Origin of the sequence: Flavobacterium bizetiae, from assembly GCF_902804475.1 — a bacterium.
GTDB lineage: Bacteria > Bacteroidota > Bacteroidia > Flavobacteriales > Flavobacteriaceae > Flavobacterium > Flavobacterium bizetiae.
Window position 1 is genome coordinate 47,771 of record NZ_CADCSU010000108.1, and the last position, 25,839, is coordinate 73,609.

The following is a 25,839-nucleotide window of genomic DNA, read 5'->3' on the forward strand; positions in this document are numbered from 1 at the left end:
AATTCAAAATTTTTAAAAATGAAACTAAAGTTCAATGGAATCTTAGTACTATTATTAGTACTAATTGCGCAACTTACTTTTGCTCAAGAAAGAGTTGTTTCTGGTTCAGTATCTGAAAATACAGGTATGCCCTTACCCGGCGTAACGGTATTAGTAAAAGGAACCAAATCGGCTACACAGACAGACTTTGATGGTAAATTTTCTATCAAAGCAACTTCAAGCCAAATATTAGTATTTAGCTACATCGGAATGAAAACGAAAGAAGTTCCGGCAAGCTCAACTAATCTAAATGTTAAACTGACAGATGATTCAGTAGAACTTGAAAGCGTGGTTGTAAACGCCTTAGGTGTAGAGGTTAAAAAAAACCAAAAAGCATCTTCTTTTTCCAATGTTAAAGGTGATGAATTAACAAAATCCGGAGAATCTACTCTTCTAAAAGGATTATCAGGAAAAGCTTCCGGCGTTAGCATTACTGCAAATTCAGGTGACCCTGGATCTGGAGCATATATTCAAATTAGAGGTCAGAACTCAATTACAGGATCAACTCAACCACTTTTCGTTATAGATGGTATTCCTGTTTCAAGTGACGAAATTGGAGATTCAGCCAATCAAGTTGACGGAGTTGGACAACAAAGCAGACTAAATGACATTAACCCGAATGACATTGAATCACTAGAAATTTTAAAAGGAGCATCAGCTGCAGCGCTTTGGGGATACAGAGCAGCAAACGGAGTTGTTCTTATCAAGACAAAAAGAGGAAAAAAAGGAAAAATATCAGTTAACATAAATTCTTCCGTTTCTTTTGACAGAGTAAACGTTAAAATGGACCTACAAGATAAATACGGACAAGGATCAAAAGGAGTATGGGTAGCAAATGCAGGCGGATCTTTTGGAGACAAAATAGCCAACAGAACCGGCGGAGCCGACACTTATACAACAACAGGGTCTTATTTTGTATCTGACAGTGGAAATACCATTTACCCTATCGCTACCAAGAATAGCAAAACAAGTTACGAGAAATCAAACATGGATGCAGTTATTGGGGACGGACTATCACTAGATAATCACATAGGTATTAGTGGCGGTAACGAGAACTCAAACTTCTATCTTGGACTTGGAAACAACAACCAAGATGGTGTAATTAGAAATAGCAGCTACGAAAGAACAACTTTAGACTTTTCAACCGAAACTAAAGTAGCAGATAAATTAACACTAAAAGGAAAATTCAGTTATTCTTCTGTTAACTCAAATAGAATTCAACAAGGATCAAACACTAGTGGATTGTACTTAGGTCTTTACCGTAATGCACCAGATTTTGATATTAGAGATTTTATTGGTACTAATCACGATGCCAATGGAGTTCTGTCTTTTAATAGTCAGAGAACATACAGAAGGGAATTAGGAACAACAACTGCTGCTCCAAACCCTACTTACAACAATCCAATCTGGACTACAGACGTACAAAAAAACCCTAACACAGTTGACCGATATGTTGCTGGTTTTGAGTTAAAATACGACGCAAATAAATGGTTATCCTTACTTACCAGAGTTGGACTAGACGGATACAGCGATAAAAGAATTACGGTATTCCCTAAAAACTCAGCACAAAATGCTGGTAATGGTCAAGCAAATGAAAGCGTTACAGATTTTCAGTCTTACAACATTGACTTCATGGCTCTTGGAAACCTGCAAATAAATGACAATATTGGATTAAGCTACCTTACAGGAGTTAACTTTTCTCAATCTAATTACGACCAAAGAGGAGGTTCTTACAAGAACTTCATAATCGACACTCCTAAATTCTCATATGATAATGCATTAATAGAAGACAAAACTACATTTTTAGACAGAACTTACACAAGATTAAGTGGAGCCTATTTCTCAGCAGCTTTCGACTATAAAGACTATATATTCCTTACATTAGGAGGTCGTTTCGAAACCTCTTCAACTTACGACCCTAATTTAAAAGTATATTTTTACCCAACTGCAGAATTAGGATATAAGTTCACTAAAAATATTGAAAATGACATTCTTACTGATGGTAAGTTAAGAGCAACATTTGGTAAAATTGCATCAATTCCTGCGGCATACAGAGGTAACACTCCTTACATTACAGCAAGCGGAGTCGAAGGATACGGACCAGCTTACGATTCCGGAGCTTATGGCGGATCATTACAGCAATCTGACACTGGTGGAAACTTAAACCTGAAACCTGAGATCAAAACAGAGTACGAAGTAGGTTTGGATTTAGAATTTTTTAGAAAAATCAAACTAAACGCTACTTACTACACAAACAAAACTAAAGACTTACTTGTAAACGTACCATTAAATGGTAGTTCAACTTTTGCATTTGTCTATGGTAATTATGCATCAATTGACAACAAAGGTTTTGAAATAGAATTAGATGCAAACATCGTAACAACTTCTTCAGGATTCAAGTGGAATGTTTACGGAAACTGGAGCACAAATAAAAATGAAGTAACAGAATTACTTGGTACAGATTCTTTACTATTGAACGGATTTGAAGGAACTTCATCTCGCGCTGTTCTTGGACAACCATTGGGCGTACTTTGGGGAGGTAAATTTGAAAGAAACGCAAATGGAACTTTAGTATTAGATGCAAATGGTTTCCCTACTGCAAGTGATGCCGAAGGTGTTATCGGTAATCCTAACCCTAAATGGAGAGGCGCATTAGGAACCTCTATTTCATACAAAAACATTACTTTAAGCACTTTGTTTGACGCTTCAATTGGAGGTGATCTTTGGGACGGAACAAATGCAGTATTAAACAACTTTGGTAGAACTTGGGAAACAGCAAATGAAGTAGAACTTACTACTCCTACTAAAAATTATGCAGGACAAACAATTCCTGCAGGAACCGTAAGAGGTAATCTTCACGATTTTGGCGGAGGAAATGTATTGCTTGACCAATCTTGGTACACTGCATTAGGAGGTGGTTTTGGTACCGTTTCTGAGCACTTCATCAAATCTGCATCATGGGTAAAATGGAGAGAACTTACCTTATCATACTTATTAAAATTTAAAGATTCTAAAGTTGGAATAGAAAGTATCACTTTCTCTGGAACCGGAAGAAACTTATGGTTATGGACAGAAGCAAAAGATTTAGGTCAAGATCCAGAATCAAACTTAACAGGAGGATCAAACGGTAGAGGTTTACAATACTTTAACAGCCCTAATACCAAATCTTTTATCTTTAGTGTAAACTTAAAATTCTAAAAAATGAAAAATATATTTATTAAAACAGCAAGTATTTTTCTACTAGTATCTAGCATATTTAGTTGTACTAGTTATGTAGAAGACATGAATGTAGATCCAGATTTATTAAATGATGTTGATGCAGCTAATATGTTTCAAGGTGTAGTTCTTGCAAACCAATTCTTCCAAACATCTTCATCTGTCAGATCCGCAATGCTTTGGTTAAATCAAGCCAACGGAGAAGACAGACAATACGTAACCCTTAACAACTGGAACAGCGCAACAGCATCTGGTTTCGACAACAACTGGGATCTTGCATATGTAAACACAATTACACAAGCACAAATATTAGAAGCAAAAGCCACTACTGCTGCAAACTTTCGTCTAAAAGGAGCAGCTCAGGTCATTGAAGCATACTGTATCGGAACTGTAGCTTCTTTGTGGGGAGACGTTCCCTACTCCGACTTTGATTACAGAGGCGGCAAACGCGCACCAAAATTCGACCCTCAAGCTGACGTATATAAAAGCGCACAACTGCTATTAGATGATGCAATTGCAAATCTTAGTAAAACAACCGGCGAAGTTATCCCCTCAAAAGCTGATATATGGTATGGTGGCAAAACTGATAAATGGATAAAACTTGCTTATTCAATAAAAGCAAAATTTTACCTTCAAACAAAAAATTACACACTTGCAAAAGCAAATGCACTTCTAGGAATTAATAATGCAGGAGATGATTTCAAAGCAAAATTTGGAAGCTCTTACCTTCAAAGTTTTAATCCGTTTTATTCTTTTCTAGTTTATGACAGACCTGATTATATGTCAGGAGAAGGATATGCTGCACAAATACTCGATCCATCTACTACTTTATACAGAGGAAATGCAAAAACTGATGAATCTGCAAGATATGCATTTACATATAATGCAGATACATTCCCTTACAGCTTAAATGTTTATGGTCCTGATTATGGAGGAACTAGCGGTAAATTCGGAAACGACACAGCTATACCATTAGTTACTTATGGAGAAATGTTACTAATTATTGCCGAAGTAGATGCCAGATCAGGTTTTTCTACTGGCTTAACATCATACAACGCATATAGAGCTTTATTGAATACCGGATATTCTATTGGCGTAAACAATGATGGTTATGATGTAGACGGAGATCCCGATACTGATAATGCAGAAACTTTTCTTTATGCTCCATATACCGCAGCAGATTTTGCAGCAGGAGGTATGGAAAATAATGGCACTACAGCATTAACAGACCAAAATGCACTTATAAGAGAAATTTATCAAGAGAGATACATTTATTTCTTGGGAACTTTCGAATCATTTACAGATTTAGGAAGATCTAACAATGCTGCAGAAATTCAATTAAAATCAGGTTTCACAGGAGTTCCTCAAAGATTTTTATATCCTCAAAAGGAAATTAACTCGAATCCTAACACACCAAGCCCAATACCAACAATTGTAACTAAAACACCTGTTAACAATTAACTAATACAAATAATCTGTACAAAAGCCATCTCATTACTAAAATATGAGATGGCTTTTTCTATAAAAAAACTTACAATAAAACAATTAAGTCCTGAAATTCACAAAATTTAACATTTACATCAATTGTAATATTTTCCATTATTATCATATTTGAAGCAAAAAAATACGAATTTACAATTTACACCTCTTTTTTAACTATAAAAAAACAATATCTTATAGTAAAATCATAATTTAACTAAAAAAAAAGCTTTTTATATTAGGTAGATTAACAAATTATTAAGATTTTTGTCGAACTAATTCAAAATATTTAAAAATGAAACTAAAGTTCAATGGATTCTTAGTGCTTTTATTAGTACTAATTGCGCAACTTACTTTCGCGCAAGAAAGAGTTGTTTCTGGAACAGTTTCTGACAATACAGGAATGCCTTTACCAGGTGTTAGTGTATTAGTTAAAGGAACAAAAACAGGAACACAAACTGATTTTGACGGAAAATATTCTATCAAAGCAGCACCAAACCAAGTATTAATTTTCAGCTACATCGGGATGCAATCTCAAGAAGTTGCTGCAAGTTCATCTAATGTTAATGCAAAACTAAAAAACGATTCAGTAGAACTGGAAAGTGTTGTAGTAACTGCATTAGGTATTAAGAAAGAGAAAAAAGCATTAGGATATGCTACTCAAGAGGTAAAAGCTACAGAATTAACAAGAGGAAACAACAACAGCTTAGCTGGTGCTCTTCAAGGAAAATTAGCTGGGGTACAAATCACTCCTTCTAGTGGTGCTCCTGGAGCTTCTTCTCAAATTGTTATTCGTGGAGCTCGTTCTTTTACAGGAAACAACACTCCTTTGTATGTAATTGATGGTATGCCAGTAGCATCTCAAGCTGATTACAGCACTGGAAACGGTGTAACTGGATCAGATCTTGCTAACAGAGCAGTTGATATTGATCCAAACGATATTGAATCTATCAATATTCTTAAAGGACAAGCTGCATCAGCAATTTACGGACTTAGAGCTTCAAATGGTGTAGTAGTAATTACTACAAAAAGTGGTAGAGGAGCTTCTAAAAGCGGAAAACCTACAATAAACTTCAATAGTTCAATTACTGCAGATGATGTATCTAGAAAGATTAATTATCAAAATCAGTATGCGCAAGGAACAGGTGGAGAGTATGACCCAACTAACTCATTAACTTGGGGACCAAAAATTTCTGAGTTACCAAATAGCCCAGCTTACGGAGGAAATGTTCCTAATGCTTTAAATGGTATGAATGCAGGAGCTCATCCTGGTAAATATTATGTACCACAAAGAGCTACAGCAGGTTTAGACCCATGGGTAGCCCCTAAAGTATATGACAATTTTGGTGATTTCTTTAAAACAGGAATAACAGTTAACAACTCTTTTAACATAACTCAAGCTACTGATAAAAGTAATTATGCGTTTGCTTTAGGTTCATCAAACCAAGATGGTTTTATACCTTCAACTGGTCTGGATCGTTACAATGCAAAAGCGGCATTTAGCACAAAACTTGGAGACGATTGGAAAACTGGTTTCGTAGGTAACTACATCAACACTAAAATCACAAAAGCTACAGGTGCAAATGACTCATCAGTTGCAGGTGCATTCGCTAGTCCAATAAGCTATGATTTAAAAGGAAACGGATTCGAAAGCGCACTTGATCCTTATACACAAGTTTATTACAGACCAACAGGATTCAACAACCCATATTGGGCAGCTAAACACAATATTTTTGACGAGCAAACTGATCGTTTCTTCGGAAATACATATGTTGAATTTACACCAACTATCTCAGCAAATGATCAGCACAAAATAACATTCCGTTACCAACTTGGTGCTGATACTTATACAACAAACTATAGAGATATCCAAGAGTACGGAAATCAACAAACTACAGCAGGACACTTAGACCTTTACGGAATTTCATCTAGAACAGTAAATTCATTATTCACAGTAAATTATGAATATAAAATTACTGACGACTTAAACTTAACAGCTTTAGTTGGAAACGAAATTAACGATAGATACAACAAATCATACGAAATGATTGGAAATGACCTTAACTTTGGTGGTTTCCCTAATCTAAAAAACACACAACAAACAGTTGCTACTGATGAAATTCGTAGAAACAGAACTTTTGGTTTATTTGGAAACGTAAATCTTGCATACAAAAACTTTATCTTCTTAGGAGGTACTGTAAGAAATGACATTGTATCTTCAATGCCAAGAGACAACCGTTCATTCGTATACCCTTCAGTATCATTAGGTTTAGTATTAACTGAATTAGAAGGTTTAAAAGGAAACTCAACATTATCTTTTGCTAAACTTAGAGCATCTTGGGCTGAAGTAGGTCAAGCAGGTGATTATTTAGAAAATTACTATACTGTACCTAACTACTCAGGTGGTTTCTGGTCAAACTCTCCGGTAAATTACCCACTTGGAGGTGTAAATTCATACATCCCAAACAACGTAATGTATGATCCAAACTTAAAACCTCAAAATACAAGATCATATGAATTAGGTGGTGAGGTAAGATTGTTTAAAGATCGTGTAAGCATCGATTATACTTATTCTAGACAAAATGTAATAGATCAAATCTTCCAAGTGCCATTAGCAGGTTCTACAGGAGCTGCAACATTAGTAATGAACGGAGGAAAAATCCATACTAATAGCCATGAATTAGTTGTAAGCGTTACACCAATTAGAACTAACGATTTTGAATGGACAATATCTGCAAACTATACTCAAATTGACAACTTTGTAGACGAATTAAAAGAGGGAGTACCAAACATCTTCTTAGGAGGATTTACAACTCCACAAATTAGAGCTAGTATTGGAGAACGCTTCCCTGTAATTTACGGAACAGCTTTTGCAAGAGATGACAAAGGAAATATCTTAGTTGATGCTAATGGATTAGCTTTAGCAGGAGAAACTAAATCACTTGGAGAAGTAGCACCTAAATTCAACTTAGGAGGTACAACTACTTTCAGATACAAAAAAATAACTCTTGCAGCTACTTTTGACTGGAAAAACGGAGGAAAAATGTACAGCGGAACAAACTCTTTATTAGACACATACGGATTAAGTGCTAAAACAGGAGATCGTGATGTATTATTAGTTCAAGAGGGTGTAACTGCAGATGGACAACCAAACACAAAAGCAGCAACTAAACAAGCAACTTATAACAGATATTCAAATATTGCAGAAACTGCTGTATATGACGCTTCTTTCGTAAAACTTAGAGAACTATCTTTAGGATATACTCTACCACAATTTTCATCAGGATTTGACATTCGTGTTTCTGCATTCGCAAGAAATATTTTATTATGGGCTAAAATGCCAAACTTAGATCCAGAATCATCACAAGGAAACAATAATATGGCTGGAGGTTTTGAAAGATTATCTGTTCCACAAACAACAAGTATTGGATTTGGAATGAATCTAACAATTAATTAATATAATTCAAAAAAATCATGAAAAAATATAAAGTCATCTTACTTTTGGTGATTGCGTCACTTTCATTAAATTCTTGTTCAGAGGATAAAATGGACGAAATCAACAAAAACGTAAACGATCCATTAGATGTGCCGACTCGTTTTGCCATCACAGACGCTATGACAAGTACTGCATTTAGCAATACTGGTTCAGATCTATCTTTCTACACAGGTGTTTATGTAGAATTAAACGCAGGTGGTTTTGGTCAAATGTACAATGCAGAGACAAGAAATGGTGAGCCTAAGAACCAGACCACTAATAACAATTCTTGGAACAGTATTTATCAGACAATGTACAACCTAAAGTTGATAATAAACAAATGTACAACTGGTGAAGAAAAAGGTAACTATGAAACATTAGGTGTAGCACAAGTTCTATACGCATACAATTTAGCTTTGCTAACAGATATGTTTGGAGATGTTCCTTTCACTGAGGCTTTTCAACCTGGAGTAATTTTTACACCTAAATTGGATCGTCAGGAAGACCTTTACAAAATTGTTTTCGCAACTTTGGAAGATGCAATTGTTAATTTAGGAAAAACATCAGGCTATGAAAATTTAGGATCTCAGGACTTAATATACAATGGAGACACTGATAGCTGGACAAAAGCTGCTAATGGTTTATTGGCACGTTATACACTACGTCTTTCTTTTAAGAATCCTAATTATGCAAAAGTATTAGATTACGTAAGTAAATCTTTTACAAGTAATGGTGAGGAATTTAAAATGAAAAATTCAAATATTCCAAATCCATATTACCAATTTTATGTTGCTAGAAAATATTTATTTGCAAGCAAAAGTTTACATGATAAATTAACAGCAAAAAATGACCCACGTGCTGACGGTTATTTCAAAAAAATCAAAAAAACACCTACAGCAACTCCTACCTATGAGTTTTATGCAAATGGTGTTAGTCCACAAAGTCAAACTTATTCATATTCAGCTTTACAAAATGTGAATAATCCAATATTTATGTTAAGCTACCATGAACTATTGTTTATCAAAGCTGAAGCAGAAGCAAGAAACTCAGCTGCTGTTACCAGCACAGCTAGTTTGATTGCTGCAGTAAATGCCGCTTTCAATAAAGATGAAGCTATTAATTTTTCAACTGCAAACGCAACGAATTATATTGATGCATTAAACATCACAACTAATGCTGATTTATTAAAAGAAATTGCTGTACAAAAATACTTAGCATTCTACGAAAACGAATCTGTTGAAGCATATAATGACTACAGACGTTTGTTAGCTATGTATGGTTCTGCAGCTGCAAATCCAATTCAATTAGCAAACCCATTGAACGCAACTCAATTCCCACTTAGATTACCTTATGGTGATTCTGATGTATCTGCAAATAGCAATGTGAAAGCAGCATTTGGAGATGGAAATTACGTTTATACAGAAAAAGTTTGGTGGGCTGGAGGTACTAGATAATAGTATTCTTTAAATCTAAAAACAATTCAAAAAAAAGGGCACTTATCTTACGATGAGTGCCCTTTTTACTTTTAAGACCTAACAAAACCAATTTGTCAAAATATAAAACAAATCATTATGTCACTCTCTTTTCAGAGTGATTTTTTTTTGCAAACATTATCCCTATATTTGTCCCATGGAAAAAGAACATCAAATATTTGGAATTAGAGCCATTATAGAAGCAATTCAAGCAGGAAAAGAAGTCGATAAAGTATTTATACAAAAAGAGATTTCAGGAGAATTAATGAAAGATTTAATGAAAGTGATGAAACGCGCTAACATAAATTTCTCATATGTACCTGTAGAAAAATTAAACCGATTAACTCCAAACAATCACCAGGGAGCAGTTGCAACCATCTCTCCTATTGGTTTTATCGAATTGGAACATTTAGTAGAATCGACAATTGCATCTGGTTCAAAACCATTATTTTTAATATTAGATCAGATTTCTGATGCCCGTAATTTTGGAGCTATAATCAGAACAGCAGAATGCACTGGCGTAAACGGAATTATAGTTCAAAAAGCAGGATCTGCTCCTGTAAACGGAGATACAGTAAAAACATCAGCTGGAGCGGTATTTAATGTGCCAATTTGTAAAGTGGAACATATCAAAGATGCTATTTTTTATCTTCAGGGTTCAGGAATTAAAACTGTTGCTGCAACAGAGAAAACAGATCAAAACATTTACGATATAGCATTAAATGAACCATTAGCAATTATCATGGGATCTGAAGACAGAGGAATAAACCCTTCTGTACTTAAAATCGTTGATGAAAAAGCAAAATTACCAATGTTTGGATCAATTGGATCTCTAAACGTTTCTGTAGCTTGTGGAGCATTTTTATACGAAACTGTTCGACAAAGAAGTTAAGTAGTATTGAGGAATTAGGTTGACAAATAAATATAATAATTGATGTCTTTAAACCCTACCCAAAACATATCAATAAAAAAAACCGGTTTAATACTTGTAATTATTTTTATTACAAGTATTAATTACGGTCAGACTACTACATACAACCAATTTTGGAATGAAATTCAGTTCACCAGAACAATCAACGAGAAATGGTCGACTGAATTAAATCTGGGTGCCGTCTACAGCAGTACAGAATCTTCTTCTAATATTTTTCAACAAAACATACAACGCTCTGCGCGGGTATGGGGACATTACTATTTTTCTCCACGTTGGAAATTCTCTACTTTTTTAGCTTACAATTATAATAAAGATGTTCCGGAAATCGGTCAATTTAAATCTCCTGAGACAAGATTTGCGTTACAAGTAATTTACTATTTTCATAAAACGGGTTACACTTTAAGCACCAGAATGAGAATGGAATTGCGGCATATGCGAAATGAAGAAGGTGACTATGACAATGTTCTAAGATATCGCCAACAAATAAAATACATCCTCCCAATAAACAGCAAAGTTCTAAGAGAAGGTGTTGTTTATGCAATAGCTTCAGATGAATTATTTTTTAAATCAGGAACAAAAGTAACGGGCTTAAGCTTCTTTGACAGAAACAGACTAAACATTGGCGCGGGATATTTATTTAGTGATGACATTCAGGCAGAAGTAACTTATGCAAATGAATACCTACCTAGAGATAATGGAAATCAGATTGTAAATGCCGCATCATTAACACTTACCTTCAATAATCTCTTTAGAAATCTAAGTAAAAAACTACATCATAAAAACGAATCTTCAACTGAAGATTAATTTTTTTACTTGTCTTCTTTTTTTAAAAAACAAGCGAGCTGTTTTATAATAGCATCTTTATGTAATTTAAAATCATAGCTACGCACAAACTCTGTACCCTCCATATTAATTTCGGCTACAACAGCTTCAAACTTAGAAAAAGCTTCTATATCTTTTTGATCGATTAAATAAAGAACCTGCATCACTGAATCGTTATGTCGGTATTGAGTATCATAATGCGTTAATCTGTACACATTTTTATCAGCAAGATGAATCACTAAATCATCTTTAATTTTTTTACCTTCTTTTTTAGGCGGAAATGGTGAAGGTTGCAGCGCAATAAAAAAATGCTCCTTATCTGTTACGATATTAATTTTTAATGACTTTGACTTTGTTGTATAAAAGTTAGTCGGATCAAAATAGTAAGTCATAGTACCATCTGCAAGTACCCTATTCTTTATATCGCACTGAGCATGCATCTTTGAACTAATTAAGACTAATAAAAAAACAATGGTAAAGCTTATTTTTTTCATAACATCTTGATTGAAATTAGAATACAAACAAAAATAGTCATTTAAATTAATTCAAATATTGCATTTTACATTTTATCCTCTGATTCTGTTTTGGTTACTGTATAATTAACCGAAACATTTGAATTATAATAATTCCAAAAAAGTTCCGGTTCTTCCTCTGGTATTTCGGTATTTACAAAGTTTCCATTTTCATCAAAATGTTTCATAAATGCATCTTCTTCAGGATTAAAATCCGGTTTTTGCCATTCGTAAACAATAGGCTTTGCGTATTCAGGAGTTTTATAAAGTAGCGACATTCCAAATCCAGTTATAAAACCAGCTAAATGTCCTTCCCAGGAAATTGTTTTATCTACATCAGGAAAAACATACCAAATCATTCCTCCGTATAGCAAAATTACAGATAACGAAAGTGCCACTAAACGGTAATAACGTGTTTGAATTCCTTTAAAAAATATAAAACTCACCAAAACATAAATTAGTCCACTGGCGCCAATATGATAATTCTCCCGACCAATAACCCAAGTTATTAAACCTGAGAATAAAATCCCAAAACCAATTACAGCAAATGATTGTTTGGGATAAAAAAATTGCATAGCGGCTAATAATACTAATAACGGAATAGAGTTATTATATAAATGGTCTAAATTTTCGTGAATAAAAGGGCTAAACAAAACGCCTTGTAAACCTGAAAAGTCCCGAGGATAGATACCATGCTGATAAAAATCAAAATCGAAACGGATTTGCATCCAATAAACAATCCACAAAAAAAGAACAAAAAAAACAGGAAGACCGATCACGGCATTCGAAAATTTAAAGTGGTTATCATTCATCGTTTTTGGAAATAAAGTTATAAGAATGATATCAAAAAACTATCCAATTACAATTTACTGATAATTTGTCAGCTAACCACATATGTCCTTTGTTATGATTTGTAACCCTTTAATACTATAAAATTAAAATTGAAAATAGTAATTTTACAAAATGGAAGCACCTTTAGCCGAGCGTATTCGCCCACAGCAATTAGAAGATTATATCAGTCAGAGTCATTTGGTTGGACCAAATGGTTCATTAACGCAACAAATTTCGAAAGGAATTATTCCGTCATTGATCTTTTGGGGACCTCCTGGAACAGGAAAAACAACTTTGGCACAAATTATTGCTCAGGAATCGAAACGCCCATTTTATATCTTAAGCGCTATAAATTCAGGGGTAAAAGATATTCGTGATGTAATTGAAAAAGCAAAGCAAAGCGGCGGATTATTTACAGCAAAAAATCCTATTTTATTTATTGATGAGATTCACCGATTTAGCAAATCACAACAAGATTCGCTTTTAGCTGCTGTCGAAAAAGGATGGATAACACTTATTGGTGCTACAACAGAGAATCCGAGTTTTGAAGTTATTCCTGCATTATTGTCACGTTGTCAAGTTTATATATTAAATGCTTTTACTAAAGCAGATCTAGAGGCTTTATTGCATCGCGCAATGAAAACGGATACTTATCTGGCAACGAAAAACATTACATTAAAGGAAACAGAAGCTTTACTCCGACTTTCTGGCGGAGATGGAAGAAAATTATTGAATATTTTTGAACTTGTGATCAATGCTTCATCAGGCGATGAAATTATTATTACAAACGATCGCGTTTTTGAATTGGTGCAGCAAAATACTGTTTTGTATGACAAAAGTGGCGAACAGCATTATGATATTGTTTCGGCATTTATAAAATCAATTCGTGGTAGTGATCCCAACGGAGCCGTTTATTGGCTGGCAAGAATGATTGAAGGCGGTGAAGATGTCAAGTTTATTGCCCGACGAATGCTTATACTTTCTAGCGAAGATATTGGTAATGCGAACCCAACAGCTTTTATAATGGCGAACAATACTTTTCAGGCCGTAACAACTATTGGTTATCCTGAAAGCCGAATTATATTAAGTCAATGTGCCATTTATCTGGCAACTTCTCCTAAAAGTAATGCTTCGTATATGGCAATTGGTAATGCGCAACAATTAGTAAAGCAAACAGGAGATTTACCGGTTCCTATTCACTTAAGAAACGCTCCAACAAAACTTATGAAAGAATTAGGTTATGGCGATGATTATAAATATTCGCATGACTATGCTAATAATTTTGCGGAACAGGAATTTTTACCTGATGCCGTAAAAGAAACGGTTCTTTATAATCCAGGCAGCAACTCAAGAGAGAACAGCAACCGTGAATTTCTAAAGAACCGTTGGAAAGATAAATACGGTTACTAAAACCGTATTTTATTTTTAGAATTTTACTACCACTTTTTCAGATACTAATTGATCATTTTTATAGTACTCAAAAAACCATTGATTGTCTTTTGCGTTTAATGATCCCTGAATACCATCTTTTATAGCAATAAATGAATCCGGGCGAGATGTTTTTAACAACTTCATCACCACTTTTGGTGTTTTATCAATTAACTGATATCCGTTTTCTGTTGGTTGTGCATACAATAAGTTAGGATCTGTCATATCTGCAACCGGAGCTGGTACAATTGCTGTCGCAGCTAATGTTTGAGATGTTACAGGAGCCGAAGTAGCTGTATTTGTAGAATTAGCAGTTTTTCCGTTATACTTATAATTTAATGCATTTATAGAAACAAATGCCAACTCAAGACTTTCTCTATACGCAGATTCGTATTCTTTTTCTTTGCTTCTTCCTACTTGTGACGTATAAATAACCTTACCATAGCAATCTCTAAATTCTAGATAAAGTTTAGTGATTAAAAATCCACTATCTCTTTTTACATCGACGTATAAAAGATCACAACGATCAGCAAATCCTGCGGGAAGTTGTTCATTTGCATAAAAAGCCTGAAAACCAGCTTTAAGTAAATTTGCCTTAGTCATCGTTGACAGCCTGTACTGATTTTCTGTTTTAAGAAAATCATATTTTAAAGGCACAATAACTGCTTTGTAATCATTAACAGATTGTGAAAACCCAATAACTGAAGTAAGAAATGCTATCAAGAAAAATTTAATTCTCATAATTATAAATATTTTTTAAGTTCTAATAAATGATTTATTTGTTTAATATTATCCGGCGCTGAAATTTTCTTATCATTAAAAAAGATAGCATCCAGACCAGCGTTCAAAGCCCCATTGACATCAGCATCAAGGCAATCGCCAATCATTATACTATTTTGTTTTGATGCTTTAGCAACATTCACAGCATAATCAAAGATAATACTATTTGGCTTTTTTACACCTGCCAATTCAGAATTTGTTATAGTCTCGAAATAACCAGAAAGTAATGCATTATTAATCTTCTTGTCCTGAACATTAGCAAAACCATTAGTAATAATATGCAGTCTGTATTTTGGTCTTAAATATTCTAAAACTTCAATTGCACCATCAAAGAGATGGTTGTTATCCGTTAAAAACTCGATATAATCATTTGCAATCTGATCGATACTTTCATCAGAAATCTCAATATTCAGAGCATCAAAAGAAAACTTTAAACGATTGTATCGCAGCTCTAAATGCGTAATTTTATCATTTTGATATAATTTCCAGCACTCCTGATTTATAGGAGCGTATTTTTCTATAAAATCCTGTATTTTAATCTCAGGAAATCTGCTCTTAAAAATTCGATCGAAAGCCATCTCTGAGTTCTTATCAAAGTCCCAAAGCGTATGATCTAAATCAAAAAAAACATCGGTAATATTTGTCTTCATGTGTTAAAAAATTCCTTCATCTACAAAACTATAATATTTTGTTTCAGTAATGATTATATGATCTAAAACTTTAACATCTAAGCTTTCTCCTGCCAATTTTATTTTCTTTGTAATTTGCTTATCAGCATCACTTGGTATTAATGAACCCGAAGGATGATTATGACACAAAATCAAGCCCGTAGCTTTAGTTTCAAACGCATAATGAAAAACCAAACGCGTATCAACAACAGTTCCTGTTATTCCACCTTTACTCAATTGTATTTTAGAAATCACCTTATTAGAATTATTAAGAAAAAGCACCCAAAATTCCTCATGAGCTAATTCACCAATAATGGGTTGCATGATTTCAAAAACTGATTTACTCGAGATAATTTTCTTTTCAAACTCTGCCGCATCTTCAGATCTTCGTCGTCGACCCAATTCCAAAGCAGCAACAATTGTAATTGCCTTTGCCTCTCCTATTCCTTTAAAACTCATTAACTGAGAAATAGACATTTTACCTAAAGAATTTAGATTATCTACGCTGGCCAAAATTCTTTTGCTCAATGCTACTGCAGATTCATTTCGATTACCAGAACCAATTAAAATAGCAATCAGTGCGGCATCGCTTAAAGCATCAATACCTTTAAGCATTAATTTCTCACGAGGTTTGTCATCTTCTGACCAATCTTTAATAGCAAAATGCTTTGATTTCATAGTAATTTCTGTCATTAATCGAAAAAATAAATCAGCTATTTTTACGAAAGGCGAATATATTAAAAAATAAGAAAAATCATTCATAAAACATGTTCTATAATTTTAATCCTTACATTTAGATTCGCTTAATTCACTACTAAATTTGCAAAATGAAATCAATTTATCTAGTATTCGCTTTCCTGCTCTTTGTATCCTGTAAACAAAAACCAACAGACTCATTTAGCAATGTAAATGAACAAGAAGATGCAAAAACTTTTGAGCAAAAATTATCAAACGCCGCTTTATCTGTAATTGCCCCGACAATAGATTATGATCCTTCTTATTTCTCTATCGAATATCCTAACGGAGATGTCCCAAAAAACAAAGGCGTTTGTACAGATGTCATTATTCGGTCGTATAGAAAATTAGGTATTGATTTGCAAAAAGAAGTTCACGAAGATATGATCAAAAATTTTTCAGCATATCCTAATTTACAAAAATGGGGAATGACAAAAACCGATACTAATATTGATCATAGAAGAGTTCCTAACCTGGAAATCTTTTTTGAACGAAAAGGAGAAAAACTTCCGGTAACCCAAAATCCGAAAGATTATAAAACTGGTGAAATTGTAATCTGGCTAATTAATAATAAATTACCCCATATTGGAATTGTAACCCGCAAAAAATCAAAAGACGGAAAAAGAAATCTCATCGTACACAATGTTGGCAACGGGCAAGTACTACAAGATTGTTTGTTTGAATATAAAATTGTGGGACATTACAGGTATTGGAAATAAAATTTCAAAAAATAAAATTCAAATTCCAACTTAAATTGTATATGTTCTATAATCCCGAAAAGCAAATTCCAAAAAAAAAAATGCCAATTACAAAACTGCAATTGGCACATTATCTTATTATCAAATTGACTAATTATCTACTCAATTAAACCTTTTACTTCATCAAAGTTTAATCCTCCGTAATTTCCTGAACTCATCAATAATAAAGCAGAATTATCAAGATTTAAATTGAATAAATAATCTTTGAATTCTGTAGGATTAGTATAAATAATTAAATCTTTTCTATTAAAAGCTGTTGCGATTTGCTCGTAAGTTACTTCTTCTAATTGCTTAATTTTTACAGCATCCGGAGAATAGAAAACAACAGCAACATCAGCATACTCTAAAGCGCCTTCATATTCTTTTAAAAACTCAGCATTCAAACTGCTATAAGTGTGTAATTCTAAACAAGCAACCAAAGTTCTGTTTGGATATTGCTCTTTAACCGCTTTTGTCGTCGCGGCCACTTTACTTGGCGAATGTGCAAAATCCTTATAAGCTACTTTACCTTTTCCTTCTGCGATTTTTTCTAAACGCTTTGATGCACCTTTAAAACTCGCAATTGCTTCGTAAAAATCAGCTTCATCTACGCCCATGTTTTGGCAAATCCATTTTGCTCCGGCAAGATTATTTAAATTATGCGCTCCAAAAACTTCAATTGGCATATCGCCCTCTGGAGTTTCTAACAAGGTTACACCATCATTTACACTATATTTTGGAGTAGCATAAGCCAGTTTACGAATTGGATTCGTTGCAGCTTCAGCAACACGCTTAACTTCTGGATCCTCTTCGTTATAAACTAAGATTCCGCCATTGGTAATTTTGGCAATAAAAATTTCGAACTGCTCTACATAATTCTCATAGGTTGGGAATACATTAATATGATCCCACGCAATTCCAGAAATTAATGCAATATTAGGTTGGTACAAATGAAATTTTGGGCGTCTGTCTATAGGAGATGATAAATACTCATCACCTTCCAGAACCATAAAATCATTTTCTTCGGTAAGGTGCACCATCGTATCAAAACCTTCAAGCTGTGCTCCTACCATATAATCAACTTCAATATTATGATAATGCATTACATGCAAAATCATCGAAGTAATAGTTGTTTTTCCGTGAGAACCTCCAATTACAACGCGAGTTTTATTTTTAGATTGCTCGTATAAAAACTCAGGATATGAATAAATTTTCAAACCTAATTTCTGCGCTTTTAGCAATTCAGGATTGTCTGCTTTTGCATGCATTCCAAGAATGATTGCATCAATATCAGCCGTAATTTTCTCAGGAAACCAACCTAACTCAGCAGGTAAAATTCCTTTTTTTTCTAATCTTGATTTTGATGGTTCAAAAATAGCATCATCACTACCTGTTACCTGATATCCTTTATTATGCAATGCCAATGCTAAATTGTGCATAGCGCTCCCGCCTATCGCGATGAAATGTGTTTTCATTATAAATTCCAATTTTTAAATTCCAAATTCCAATCTTATCATTAAAATTTGGCTATGAGATTTGATTATTGTGCGTCAAATTTTCGTTTTAATTCCTGTGCCTTTTTAGGGTCTTTTAATTTATTCAAATATAAATTATATAATTTTTGAAATGTGACTTTTGATTTACCAATTTCATTTGCCTTTATATAATTTTTTTCTGCCAATGTATATCTCTTAAAATATTCTTCGATTCTCCCTCTTGACAAATAGCCATCTACGGGAGAAAATTGTGCTAATTCATTCGAATACGCCATTGCTTTAGATTCACTTCCGCCTAAAATCCCAGGTAATTGCAAATATATTTCGATCAAAGCCCATCTTGCCTGCACGTGTTTCGGATTCAGAACAATTGCCTTTTCAAAGGCCTGTTTCATATCGTCTACCATCGTAAAAGCTTTTATTTTATTTACTTCTGTAGCTCTCATCGCGAGACAACCTCCATATTTAAAATAATAATCAGCTTCTGCGGATTTAAGTTCTTTGAGTTTTTTAAAATATTCAGCACCTTTTACCCATGCTTTTTGATGTGCTGCAATTTCTCCCAAATACTCCATTGTTTTTATATCCAAAGGTTTGCTTTTTAAAACACCTTCAAGAATAACTTGCGCTTCGTCATATTTTTTAGATTGAAATAGCTTCTCGCCTTTTTCAAAATTAGATTGTGACCAAATACAAATTGGCACAAATAAAAAAAAGAGGAGCAGCTTTTTCATGTTTCAAAAATAGGGAAATATAAAACGTAACATTTGGTTTTAGAGATAAATTAGTAATTTGTACGAAATTTATTTTACCCGCATCCCAACCTTTATCAAAAAACTGTTCTCTATATTCTAAAACTTACTTATGAAAAAAATATTATTTGTTTTCTTATTGTTTACTACCGCTTTATTTGCACAAAAAAACGATAAAAACTGGGCCAAAGTTGCCTCTTATGAAAATGAAGGTAAAATAAAATCAGCAAATGAAATAGTCGACAAAATTTATAAAAAAGCAGTTTCAAGAAAAGACGAAGTGCAAATGATAAAATGTTTTTTTTATCAATCTAAGTATTTGCAGGTAGTAGATGAAAATGCAAAAACTAAAATTTTAGATCATCTTAAAACAGATATTAGCCGCGTTTCGACGCCATCAAAAGCAATCTTGAATTTAATTTATGCCAAATGCTTAATTAATTACTCTAATAATGACGAAGCTTATGCAGTTGTAGATAGTGCCGCGGCGGTAGTAGATGAAGCTGTTGCAATTTTAGATTCTGTTAGTTTTGATTCAGATACCGTTGCTGTACCTATAGACACTACAGCGGTTGTTGATATTGAGGAAAATGAAAATGCAAGCATCGATTTTACATCTGAAAAAAAAATAATTGCGCTTTATGAACAAACACTAGAAAATGAATCAATCCTAAAAAAGACTTCTTTAACAAAATACAAAGCTATTTTTAATTTTTTGACCTTAGAAAAACTCAAAAAAGAAAACTTATATGATTATTTACTAAAGGAAAACATAACATTTTTTACTGAAAAAATAGATCGATGGGAAATTGAAAACAGTCAGATGCCCGCATATAAAAATGAGCTTTTAGGAAATTCAGAAGCTTTTTTAGCGCTTGATTTAAATTTTATAAAAGAAGAAAATTTCAAAAAAGTTCTTTTACTCTATCAAAAGCTCGAATCTGACAATCCATCATTAGAAAATCAATTTGACCGAATTATTTTTTGCAGTGAATTTATGCCGGAACCTAATGAAGACTTCATAACGTTTTTAAATGAATTTCAAAAACGCACAGATAACCCGATTCTTATTCAAAAAATTCTATTAAAAAAAGCAGAAATCCTGCATAGCCAGGCTTCAAAAGAATTACATCCCGACTATAATATCGAGGCTGTCAAAATATACGATGATATAGTAAAAATTAACAATCAAACCTCCTCAGCTCAAACTGCTTTGGAGCAAAAACAAATTGTTACTTCAAAATCATTAAATGCCCGACTTCAAAAATTCATCTACAATAAAGAGAATACAAGAGCTTTTATCACGTATAAAAATCTTGATCATTTAAGAATATCATTCTATAAAGTAGATCAAAAAAAGTTTAGAAAATTTTCAGATGCATTTGATAATATTGGACTAGATAGTTTAGTCGATGTTATTACAAAAAAACAAATCAAAATAGCTTCAAAAGACTATCAGCTTCAAAGTAAAAAGGATTATTTTGAATATACAACAGAAGTTCTTTTACCAACATTGGAAACAGGAACTTATTTAATTTATTTTGAAAGTGATTCTGATTCAAAAGAAGAAAAAGCATATTCTTATGAAATCATTACAGTTTCAAACCTTAGTATTCTGGCCTCTCAGGAAACCAACAAAGAAAAATTTCAGGTTTTGGATAGAAAAACCGGAAAACCACTTGAAAATGCAACAATAAAATCTAAACACTATACTCTTAAAACAGATTCAAAAGGATTAGCTTCTTACATCGGACCAAACAACAGCGATTACGATGAGCAATTAGAAGTTACATTGGCAAATGACACTATTTTATCCGAGAAGAATTACCTCGCACGCGTGCAGCAATACAATCAAACAGAAAACAATACTTTAACAGGAAAAGTTGAATTTTATTTAGACAGAGCAATTTATCGTCCAGGACAAACTGTCTATTATAAAGGAATTGCAATAAAAAAGCAAAAAAATAAAACCAGTATTGTTGCGAATACCACTTTTAAATTTTTTGTTCGAGATGCAAATCGTCAAACTTTTAAAGAAATTGAAGTTGTCACCAATGAATTTGGATCATTTTCAGGAGAATTCACTTTGCCTAAAAACGGCCTTACGGGTGATTTTAATATTTATGCCACTCAACCGGATAATTATGAAAAAGGAGATATTTCGTTTAAAAATAAACCAAATGCATCATTTTGGAAAACTGTAAAGCTTGAAAATTCTCAAACTTATTTTAGAGTTGAAGAATACAAACGTCCAAAATTTAATGTAGATTTTGATCCTAAAAAAGAAAGTTTCCAGATCAATCAACCGATTAAAGTAAGCGGAACTGCAAAAGCATTCTCTGGAAGTAACATTTCTGATGCAAAAGTAACTTACAAAGTAAATCGATTTACACGTTATGTTAGAAATTATAGTGATTATTGGGGCCACGAACAAAACGAAATTATCGCAACTGGCGAAACCAAAACAGATGCCTCCGGAAAATTTATAATTGAATTTATTGCTGAACCTTCAAAAAATGCAATCAAAGAACAATTACCTGTTTTTAGCTACAGTATAACAGCTGATGTAACTGATATTAATGACGAAACACATACTGCACAAACTACTGTAAAAGTTGGTTATCATGATTTGATCATCAATGCCAGCATTCCGAATAGTATTGAAACCAAGAAAAAGAACGAAATCACACTTACAAGCACCAACTTAAACGGAGAATTTTTAGCTGCAAAAGGTGAAATTAAATTGTATTTCGTTAGCCCATTTTCTAATAAATTTAAAGGAAACGTTTGGCAAAAACCAGAAATCGAAAGCATTTCAGCATTAGATTTTGAAAGATTATTTCCTTATGAAATTACAGAAACTAAAACGGATAAAGCAAACGAAATTTTGTTGTTTTCGAAGCAAGTAGACACCGAAAAAGACAAAAAAATAGCATTGGATTTTATTTCAGATTATAAATCAGGAAATTATAAAATTGTTTTTTCAGCAAAAGATACTTTTAATAATCTTATAGAATCGGTAAATAATTTTGAAATTAAGCAAAGCAAAGACAAATTTAATCCAGGCAAATTATTTACGGCAGAACAAATAAATACTGATCCAAAAAAAGATGGCTTTATAGTAATTAAACTTTCTTCTGTAATTCCTGATCTTTATATTAATACAAGTGGAAATTATGGCTACCAAACCTATTTTGAAAATACCTATCATTTGCAAAACAATGAAATAATAATCAAAGTTCCACTAAAAAAAGAATTCGAAAACTCAGTATCCATTAGTTTTCAAAGTATTTTCGATAACGAAATTTTTAATAACCAAATATACGTTGAACTAAAATCCCAGGAATCTAAACTTGAATTACTTGTAGAAAGTTTTAGAAATAAAATTGAACCCGGAAGTCACGAAAACTGGTCGTTTAAACTAAAATCAATAAATTCAAAAATCGAAGCAGAAGTTTTAGCCTCTATGTACGACAGTTCTTTAGATCAATTTGTAAAAAGGGATTGGAAAAATAGCTTAAGCATAAATAATTACCATTATAATTCTAGCAATTTTAAATCTGGTTTAGGTTTTGAACGAATATATTCTTCTCTCAAAAACCTCAATGAATTTTTACCGCTAACTGAATTCAAAAATGATAAAACACAATTAAACTGGTTTGGCTTTGACTTCGATAATAGTCGATACGGAGATTCACTTGGTATAACCACAGTAGATATTAAAGACAGAAAAGTAGGCGCAGAAACTATTAAAGGAGATCCAGATGCTGTTTTAACTGTAGATGAGCCTGTTGGTGCTGCTCCTGTGTCTGTTATTATCGAAGAGGATTCAGTGGGAGCGCTCAAAACAAAAAAAGCCTTAATATATAACAGTCGTTCAGAAAAATCATCTTTCAAAATAAAAGGCAGCGTAACAATTTCTCCTGATTCTTTATATATAATTGATGGAGAAATTGCCTCTGAAACTGAAGCTAGCAACATAAATCCAGCAGATATTCTTTCAATGGATATTTTAAAAGATTCAAAAGCCACTGCACTTTACGGAGCCAGAGCTGCAAACGGCGTAATCATCATCACAACCAAAAAAGCATTAGAAGCCTTAACCCAAGTAAAACCAAGAAAAAATTTATCTGAAACTGCTTTCTTTTTACCTAATCTAAAAACAGATGCAAACGGAAAAATAAGTTTCAACTTTACATCGCCTGAAGCTTTAACGTCGTGGAAACTTCGTTTATTGGCTCACAATAAAGATGCTGTTTCCGGTTATATAGAGAAAAGCGTTATTACTCAAAAAGAATTAATGGTTTTACCGAATTTTCCTCGATATTTTAGAGAAAAAGATACTATTGTAATTAGTGCTAAAATTTCGAATATTACGGATCAAGCCAAAACAGGAATTGCCAGTTTGCAATTTTTTGATGCTGTAACCATGCAGCCTATCGATGCCAAAATGCTAAACACGAAAAACATCAAAAACTTTACTGTTGGGGCTTTCGGGAATACAACGGCAACCTGGACAATTTCTATTCCTGAAGGTTTGCAAGGCGTTCAATATAAAATTCTGGCCAAATCAGGCAGTTTTTCTGACGGAGAAGAAAACATTCTTCCGGTTTTGACCAACAATATGCTTGTAACAGAAAGCATCCCAATTTGGGTTCGTGAGAATTCAACTAAAGAATATACATTCGAAAATTTAAAAAACAATACTTCATCAACTTTAAAAAACCATCAATTTACGTTTGAATATACTTCAAATCCAACCTGGCTTGCGATTGAGTCGCTACCCTATTTAATGGAATACGAACACGAATGTGCTGAACAAACTTTTGCCCGCTATTATGCCAATGCTTTGGCTTCTGAAATTATTTCGAGTAATCCGAAGATTGCAACTCTTTTTGAAAATTGGAGAAAGAACGGAAAACTAAATTCGAAACTAGAAGAAAACGAAGAATTGAAATCGATTATTCTGGCTGAAACTCCTTGGTTGAAAGATGCTGAAACCGAAAACGAAAAGAAAAAAAATCTTGCGCTTTTGTTTGATTTAGAAAAAATGAAAACTTCACAAGAAGCTACTTTTGACAAATTAAAACAAAAACAAAAAGCCTCAGGAGGATTTGCCTGGTTTGACGAAAGTAACGAAAGCGAATATATAACGCGACATATTCTGGCAGGTTTAGGTCATTTATCAAAATTGAGTAAAACAGAATATAGCAATCAAAAAATTGATGCGATTGCTAAAACCGGAATTCCGTTTCTGGATGGTAAATTTTTACAATACTATAAAAACAGCACCAAAGATTTAAAACAAACAGAGAAACTAATCTGGATCAATCCATATTCTGATCTTCACTATTTGTATACCAGAAGTTTTTATTTAGAAAAATATCCGCTTTCAGATACTTTACAAATAGCAACAAAACGATATCTGGAAACAGCTAAAAAAGATTGGCTGAAATATTCGCTTTACGAAAAAGGATTAGCCGCTTTGACTTTAAACCGTTTTGGAGAAAGTGAAACTGCCAAAAAAATCATCGAAAGCTTAAAGGAAACTTCTTCAAACAATGAAGATTGGGGAATGTACTGGATTGCCAACAAAGCAGGTTGGTATTGGTATCAGGCGCCTATAGAAACTCAGGCTTTATTAATTGAGGCTTTCGCCGAAGTGAATCACGATACCAAATCTGTTGATGCAATGAAAGTGTGGTTATTAAAAAATAAACAAACCAAAAACTGGCCTACAACAAAATCTACAACTGAAGCCATTTATGCTTTATTAATGCAAGGCAACGACTGGCTAAGTGTAAAAGACAACACGGTCATTAAAATTGGAAATGAAAAAATAGTAACTAAAAAATTAGCCGAAAACGAAAAAGAAGCCGAAACGGGTTACATCAAACTGAACTGGAAAGCCGATGAAATTAAAAAAGAAATGGCTTCTGTAAAAGTCGAAAACAAATCGAAAGTTCCGGGATTTGGTGGTGCTTACTGGCAATATTTTGAAGATTTGGATAAAATCAAAAATAATTCAGGATCAGTTTTATCCGTTTCGAAAGAATTATATTTAAAGAAAAACTCGCTTAAAGGAGATGAATTAGAAAGAATCACAAATAAAAACCCTTTGAAAACGGGTGATTTAGTTACTGTAAGATTAGTTATTACTTCAAAAGAAGACATGGAGTTTGTGCATCTAAAAGATATGAGAGCTTCTTGTTTTGAACCTGTAAATGTACTTTCAGAATACAAGTATAAAGATCGTTTAGGATATTATATGAGCACGAAAGATGCCGCAACTCATTTCTTCTTTGATACTATCAATAAAGGAACTTATGTAATAGAATATGATATAAGAGTAAATAACAGCGGAGAATTCTCGAACGGAATTACAACGATTCAAAGTATGTATGCGCCAGAATTTGCAAGTCATACAAAAGGGATACGAGTGAAAGTTCAATAGTTTTTCACCACG

At 33.3% G+C, this 25,839-nt stretch carries 16 protein-coding genes; 9 read left to right on the forward strand and 7 right to left on the reverse strand.

Features of this window, described 5'->3' with window-relative positions:
* The first annotated feature begins 18 nt into the window (after positions 1 to 18).
* From FLACOL7796_RS15140 to FLACOL7796_RS15165, 6 genes are all read left to right on the forward strand, one after another.
* A complete protein-coding gene (locus FLACOL7796_RS15140; protein ID WP_173971574.1) occupies positions 19 to 3,237 on the forward strand; it encodes a SusC/RagA family TonB-linked outer membrane protein in 3,219 nt (1,072 codons plus the stop codon).
* A gap of 3 nt (positions 3,238 to 3,240) precedes the next feature.
* On the forward strand, positions 3,241 to 4,716 hold the full coding sequence (locus tag FLACOL7796_RS15145) for a SusD/RagB family nutrient-binding outer membrane lipoprotein (protein ID WP_173971575.1): 1,476 nt from the start codon (positions 3,241 to 3,243) through the stop codon (positions 4,714 to 4,716).
* A gap of 313 nt (positions 4,717 to 5,029) precedes the next feature.
* Positions 5,030 to 8,191 (forward strand): SusC/RagA family TonB-linked outer membrane protein, encoded by a 3,162-nt coding sequence (locus FLACOL7796_RS15150; RefSeq protein ID WP_173971576.1) that lies wholly within the window; start codon positions 5,030 to 5,032, stop codon positions 8,189 to 8,191.
* A 17-nt stretch (positions 8,192 to 8,208) separates the two neighbouring features.
* Complete coding sequence (locus FLACOL7796_RS15155; RefSeq protein ID WP_173971577.1) at positions 8,209 to 9,663, forward strand: SusD/RagB family nutrient-binding outer membrane lipoprotein; 1,455 nt, start codon at positions 8,209 to 8,211, stop codon at positions 9,661 to 9,663.
* 175 nt (positions 9,664 to 9,838) lie between these two features.
* Complete coding sequence (gene rlmB, locus FLACOL7796_RS15160; RefSeq protein ID WP_173971578.1) at positions 9,839 to 10,573, forward strand: 23S rRNA (guanosine(2251)-2'-O)-methyltransferase RlmB; 735 nt, start codon at positions 9,839 to 9,841, stop codon at positions 10,571 to 10,573.
* Positions 10,574 to 10,615: 42 nt separating this feature from the next.
* Positions 10,616 to 11,416 carry a DUF2490 domain-containing protein gene (locus FLACOL7796_RS15165; protein WP_173971579.1) on the forward strand — a complete coding sequence of 267 codons (801 nt, stop codon included), beginning with the start codon at positions 10,616 to 10,618 and terminating at the stop codon, positions 11,414 to 11,416.
* Positions 11,417 to 11,421: 5 nt separating this feature from the next.
* Here FLACOL7796_RS15165 and FLACOL7796_RS15170 read toward each other — a convergent pair whose 3' ends face one another.
* Together FLACOL7796_RS15170 and FLACOL7796_RS15175 are read right to left on the reverse strand one after the other, a co-directional pair.
* Complete coding sequence (locus FLACOL7796_RS15170; RefSeq protein WP_173971580.1) at positions 11,422 to 11,928, reverse strand: hypothetical protein; 507 nt, start codon at positions 11,926 to 11,928, stop codon at positions 11,422 to 11,424.
* A 65-nt stretch (positions 11,929 to 11,993) separates the two neighbouring features.
* Positions 11,994 to 12,758, reverse strand: a complete 765-nt coding sequence (locus FLACOL7796_RS15175; protein ID WP_173971581.1) for a rhomboid family intramembrane serine protease — start codon at positions 12,756 to 12,758, stop codon at positions 11,994 to 11,996.
* 151 nt (positions 12,759 to 12,909) lie between these two features.
* On the opposite strand from FLACOL7796_RS15175, the gene FLACOL7796_RS15180 reads away from it, so the two are divergent.
* Entirely contained in the window at positions 12,910 to 14,187 is a 1,278-nt protein-coding gene (locus tag FLACOL7796_RS15180) for a replication-associated recombination protein A (protein WP_173971582.1), read from the forward strand.
* A gap of 15 nt (positions 14,188 to 14,202) precedes the next feature.
* Here FLACOL7796_RS15180 and FLACOL7796_RS15185 read toward each other — a convergent pair whose 3' ends face one another.
* From FLACOL7796_RS15185 to radC, 3 genes are read right to left on the reverse strand one after another with little or no spacing between them, the layout of a single operon-like run.
* Positions 14,203 to 14,946: a hypothetical protein gene (locus tag FLACOL7796_RS15185; RefSeq protein WP_173971583.1), complete on the reverse strand. Its 744-nt coding sequence runs from the start codon at positions 14,944 to 14,946 to the stop codon at positions 14,203 to 14,205.
* Between the two features lie 2 nt (positions 14,947 to 14,948).
* The gene (locus FLACOL7796_RS15190) at positions 14,949 to 15,635 is read right to left on the reverse strand and encodes a YjjG family noncanonical pyrimidine nucleotidase (RefSeq protein ID WP_173971584.1); all 687 of its coding nucleotides are present in this window, start codon (positions 15,633 to 15,635) and stop codon (positions 14,949 to 14,951) included.
* A gap of 3 nt (positions 15,636 to 15,638) precedes the next feature.
* The gene (radC, locus tag FLACOL7796_RS15195) at positions 15,639 to 16,331 is read right to left on the reverse strand and encodes a RadC family protein (protein WP_173971604.1); all 693 of its coding nucleotides are present in this window, start codon (positions 16,329 to 16,331) and stop codon (positions 15,639 to 15,641) included.
* A gap of 149 nt (positions 16,332 to 16,480) precedes the next feature.
* Between radC and FLACOL7796_RS15200 the strand changes: the two genes are divergently transcribed.
* The gene (locus FLACOL7796_RS15200; protein WP_173971585.1) at positions 16,481 to 17,107 is read left to right on the forward strand and encodes a DUF1287 domain-containing protein; all 627 of its coding nucleotides are present in this window, start codon (positions 16,481 to 16,483) and stop codon (positions 17,105 to 17,107) included.
* A 137-nt stretch (positions 17,108 to 17,244) separates the two neighbouring features.
* Here FLACOL7796_RS15200 and FLACOL7796_RS15205 read toward each other — a convergent pair whose 3' ends face one another.
* Entirely contained in the window at positions 17,245 to 18,600 is a 1,356-nt protein-coding gene (locus FLACOL7796_RS15205; RefSeq protein ID WP_173971586.1) for a UDP-N-acetylmuramate--L-alanine ligase, read from the reverse strand.
* A 65-nt stretch (positions 18,601 to 18,665) separates the two neighbouring features.
* Positions 18,666 to 19,355 carry a tetratricopeptide repeat protein gene (locus tag FLACOL7796_RS15210; protein WP_173971587.1) on the reverse strand — a complete coding sequence of 230 codons (690 nt, stop codon included), beginning with the start codon at positions 19,353 to 19,355 and terminating at the stop codon, positions 18,666 to 18,668.
* A 130-nt stretch (positions 19,356 to 19,485) separates the two neighbouring features.
* Here FLACOL7796_RS15210 and FLACOL7796_RS15215 point away from each other — a divergent pair, with 130 nt between their 5' ends.
* Positions 19,486 to 25,827 carry an alpha-2-macroglobulin family protein gene (locus tag FLACOL7796_RS15215; RefSeq protein WP_173971588.1) on the forward strand — a complete coding sequence of 2,114 codons (6,342 nt, stop codon included), beginning with the start codon at positions 19,486 to 19,488 and terminating at the stop codon, positions 25,825 to 25,827.
* Positions 25,828 to 25,839: the final 12 nt, after the last annotated feature.